The organism is Micromonospora foliorum (assembly GCF_022229015.1).
Lineage (GTDB): Bacteria > Actinomycetota > Actinomycetes > Mycobacteriales > Micromonosporaceae > Micromonospora > Micromonospora foliorum.
Genome location: NZ_JAKKFF010000440.1, coordinates 1 through 3,808, shown reverse-complemented (window position 1 = coordinate 3,808; position 3,808 = coordinate 1). Strand labels below are relative to the sequence as shown.

Sequence of the window (3,808 nt, the reverse complement as noted above, 5' to 3'; positions counted from 1 at the left end):
GCGAACCGGCGGGCGATGCCGGCACTGAGCCAGGGGCGGGGGATAGCGGCGGTGTTCCCGCCGGCCTTGTCCGCCCAGGCGCGCAACAGTATGTCAACGTCGGCGACCTGCCGGACCCCACCCCCGGCGGTCAGCGGGATGAACACCGACTCGGCGGTGCGGCGCACCACGTCGAGCATGGTGCCGCGGTCGCTGGAGGACGCGGTGACGTCGAGGAAGGTCAACTCGTCCGCGCCGGCCCGGTCGTACGCGGCGGCCAGCTCGACCGGGTCACCGGCGTCCCGCAGGTCGAGGAAGTTGACCCCCTTGACCACCCGTCCGGCGTCCACGTCCAGACAGGGGATCACCCGTACCGCCACCGTCATGCCGCGAGCCTATCCTCCGCACGCGCGACGGCGGCCGACCCGATCGGGTCGGCCGCCGTGCAGGAGGTCTACGTCACACCATGACGAGCATCTTGCCGAGGTTGTCGCCGCGCAGCAGGCCGAGGAACGCGGCCGGGGCGTTCTCGATGCCGTCCACGATCGTCTCGTCGTAGGACAGTGTGCCCTCGCGCAGCCAGCCGGCGACGTCGCGCACGAACGCCGCCCGCACGTCGTTGTGGTCGTTGACCAGGAAGCCGCGCAGGGTGAGCCGCTTGCCGATGACCAGCGCCAGGTTGCGCGGGGCGGCCGGCGGTTCGGTGGCGTTGTACTGCGAGATCATGCCGCAGATCGCGGCCCGGCCGTGCAGGTTCATGGCCGAGATCGCCGCCTCCAGGTGGTCGCCGCCGACGTTGTCGAAGTAGACGTCGACGCCGTCCGGGGCAGCCGCCCGCAGCGACTCGCGGACCCCGTCGTGGTAGTCGAAGGCGGCGTCGAAGCCCAGCGCCCGCAGCCGCTCGACCTTGGCCGGCGAGCCGGCGCTGCCGACCACCCGGCCGGCGCCCTTGAGCTTGGCGATCTGACCGACCAGGCTGCCCACCGCGCCGGCCGCGGCGGAGACGAAGACCGTCTCGCCGGGCTTCATCGCGGCCACCTCCAGCAGCCCGGCGTACGCGGTCAGCCCGGTCATGCCGAGCACGCTCAGGTAGGCGCTGACCGGGGCGACGCTCGGGTCGACCGGCCGGGCGGCGGTGGCGTCGAGCAGCGCGTACTCCCGCCAGCCCAGCCCGTGCAGGACGGTGGACCCGACGGCAATGCCCTCCGCCTCGCTGGCCACCACCTCGCCGATCGCGGCACCGTCGAGCGGCGCGTCGAGCGCGTACGGCGCCACGTACGACTTGACGTCGTTCATCCGTCCGCGCATGTACGGGTCGACGGACATGTACTGGTTGCGGACCACGATCTGGCCCGGTCCGGGCGTCGGAACCTCGGTCTCGACGAGCCGGAAGGTGTCTTCGGTGGGCCAACCCTGGGGGCGGCTGGCCAGGTGGATCTCGCGGTTGCTGGTCACGGGGTGGTCGTCCTCTCGTCCGCGGGTGGGGGCCTGGGGCCGCGAGGTCACGCGGGCAGGGTCTCGCGGACGGTCAGGGTCACGTCGACGTTGCCACGGGTGGCGTTGGAGTAGGGGCAGACCTGGTGGGCCTGCTCGACCAGCTGCTCGGCGACCTCGCGGGACGCGGCGGGCAGGTCGACGACGAGCTGCACGGCGAGCCCGAAGCCACCGCTGCCGTTCGGGCCGATGCCCACCTCGGCGCCGACCACGGAACCGGTCACGTCGGCCTTGGCCCGACGGGCCACCAGCCGCAGCGCGCCGTGGAAGCAGGCCGCGTAACCGGCGGCGAAGAGCTGCTCGGGGTTGGCCGCGCCGCCGGCGCCGCCCATCTCCTTCGGCACGGCCAGGTCGAGCGCGAACGTGCCGTCGGAGGTTTCGACGTGGCCGTCCCGGCCGTCGCCGCTGGCGGTCGCGGACGCGGTGTAGAGCACCTGCATGATGGTCACTGCTCCTTCTGTCGGTGGATGGTGTCGGTGACCCGGGTGAGGGTGTCGCGCAGCGCGACGAGCTCGCCGAAGCCCAGGCCGGTGGCCTGCGCGATCCGCAGCGGGACGTCGCAGAGCCGTTCCCGCAGCGCCCGGCCCTGCTCGGTGAGGCCCACCTCGACCCGCCGCTCATCGCGGGCGGACCGCCGCCGCACCACCAGGCCCGCCCCCTCCAGCCGCTTGAGCAGCGGGGAGAGCGTGCCGGAGTCCAGCCGCAGCTCGGCGCCCAACTCGGACACCGTGGGGGCGTCGTCGGGACGCTCCCAGAGCACCAGCAGCGCCAGGTACTGCGGGTAGGTCAACCCGACCTCGTCGAGGATCGGCCGGTAGACGTCGGTCAGTGCGCGCGACGCGGCGTAGAGCGCGAAGCACACCTGCCGGCGCAGCACCAGGTCATCGGTCACCGCCGAACCGTAGCCCACAATTAAGTTGTGCACAACTTATCGGGCGGCAGGTCGGCCAGCAGGCCGGCCGGGCGCGTACCTCAGCGGTCGCCGAGGTACGCCTCCAACTCCACCTCGACCAGGTGCTCCGGGTCCAGCAGACCGGCCACCACCACCAGGGTCGCCGCCGGCCGGACCGCGCCGAAGACCTCGTTGTGCGCCCGGCCCACCTCGTCGGCGTGCAACCGGTCCGTCACGTACATCCTGGTCCGGACCACGTCGCCCGGCTCCGCACCCACCTCGGCGAGCGCGGCCAGGCCGATCCGCAGCGCCTGCGCGGTCTGCGCCGCCGCGTCGCCGACGTGCACCACCCGGCCGTCCACCGTCGCCGTGCAACCGGCCGTCCAGGCCAGCTCACCAGCCCGGACCACCCGGGAGTATCCGTAACGCTGCTCCCACGGGCCACCCGACCCCAGCCGGGTCGTCGTCACGCCTCGGCCAACGTCCGCAGCGCCTCGGCCACCGTGAAGGCACCCGCGTAGAGCGCCTTGCCGGCGATCACGCCCTCCACCCCGGCCGACTCCAGGGTCGCCAACGCCCGCAGGTCGTCCAGCGTGGACACCCCACCGGAGGCGATCACCGGCCGGTCGGTACGGGCGCACACCTCCCGCAGCAGATCCAGGTTCGGCCCGCGCATCGTGCCGTCCTTGGTGATGTCGGTGACCACATACCGGCTCGCGCCCGCCTTGTCCAGCCGCTCCAGCACCTCGTACAGGTCACCACCGTCGCGGGTCCAACCCCGCGCCGACAGCGTGTGACCCCGCACGTCCAGCCCGATGGCCACCCGGTCGCCGTACTCCGCGACCACCCGGTCACACCAGACCGGGTCCTCCAGGGCCGCGGTCCCGATGTTCACCCGGGCCGCCCCGGTGCCCAGCGCCGCGCGCAGCGACTCGTCATCGCGGATGCCCCCGGAGAGCTCCACCTTCACGTCCAACTGGCGCACCACCTCCGCCAGCAGGTGCGCGTTGGTGCCCCGACCGAACGCCGCGTCCAGGTCGACCAGGTGGATCCACTCGGCGCCGTCCTGCTGCCAGGCCAGCGCCGCGTCCAGCGGCTCGCCGTAGATGCTCTCGCTTCCGACGGCGCCCTGCACGAGCCGGACGGCCCGGCCGTCGGCGACATCCACGGCGGGTAACAGGGTGAGGCTCAAGGTCTTCTCCTCGATCAGGTACGACGGTCCAGGGCGATCACGACGATCGCCGGCAGTACGAGCAGCAAGAGCACGATCAGCGCGATACGCAGCGCCAGGTTGTCGACGAACGTCCAGATCAGGATCAACGCCGCGCCGGTGAGCAGCACGATCGCGGCCCGCTCACCCCGAGTGTGCCGGGCCAGCCGCCCGGAGCGACCCCGCCGCAGCCGCGGCGTCAACCCGCGGACCACCGCGCGACGGCGCTGCCG

General features: G+C 72.9%; 7 protein-coding genes. All 7 read right to left on the bottom strand.

The annotated features are described in order from the left end of the window. Positions 1–365: HisA/HisF-related TIM barrel protein (locus PSH25_RS26860; RefSeq protein WP_238661687.1), on the bottom strand; the 365-nt coding region annotated here is incomplete at its 3' end. Between the two features lie 73 nt (positions 366–438). Then, the gene (locus PSH25_RS26855) at positions 439–1,434 is read right to left on the bottom strand and encodes an NADP-dependent oxidoreductase (RefSeq protein WP_238661686.1); all 996 of its coding nucleotides are present in this window, start codon (positions 1,432–1,434) and stop codon (positions 439–441) included. A gap of 47 nt (positions 1,435–1,481) precedes the next feature. After that, entirely contained in the window at positions 1,482–1,913 is a 432-nt protein-coding gene (locus PSH25_RS26850; protein ID WP_274528009.1) for an organic hydroperoxide resistance protein, read from the bottom strand. Positions 1,914–1,918: 5 nt separating this feature from the next. Beyond that, on the bottom strand, positions 1,919–2,365 hold the full coding sequence (locus tag PSH25_RS26845; protein ID WP_238661684.1) for a MarR family winged helix-turn-helix transcriptional regulator: 447 nt from the start codon (positions 2,363–2,365) through the stop codon (positions 1,919–1,921). A gap of 80 nt (positions 2,366–2,445) precedes the next feature. After that, entirely contained in the window at positions 2,446–2,835 is a 390-nt protein-coding gene (locus PSH25_RS26840; RefSeq protein ID WP_238661683.1) for a RidA family protein, read from the bottom strand. Further along, on the bottom strand, positions 2,832–3,557 hold the full coding sequence (priA, locus tag PSH25_RS26835; RefSeq protein ID WP_238661682.1) for a bifunctional 1-(5-phosphoribosyl)-5-((5-phosphoribosylamino)methylideneamino)imidazole-4-carboxamide isomerase/phosphoribosylanthranilate isomerase PriA: 726 nt from the start codon (positions 3,555–3,557) through the stop codon (positions 2,832–2,834). Before priA ends, PSH25_RS26840 begins: the two co-directional genes overlap by 4 nt. A gap of 14 nt (positions 3,558–3,571) precedes the next feature. Further along, a partial coding sequence (locus tag PSH25_RS26830) for a hypothetical protein (protein WP_238661681.1) occupies positions 3,572–3,808 on the bottom strand: 237 nt, incomplete at its 5' end.

Excerpts from the sequence above, each read along its gene's own strand:
- PSH25_RS26850 (WP_274528009.1), bottom strand. The coding sequence starts at position 1,913 with ATGCAGGTGCTCTACACCGCGTCCGCGACCGCCAGCGGCGACGGCCGG.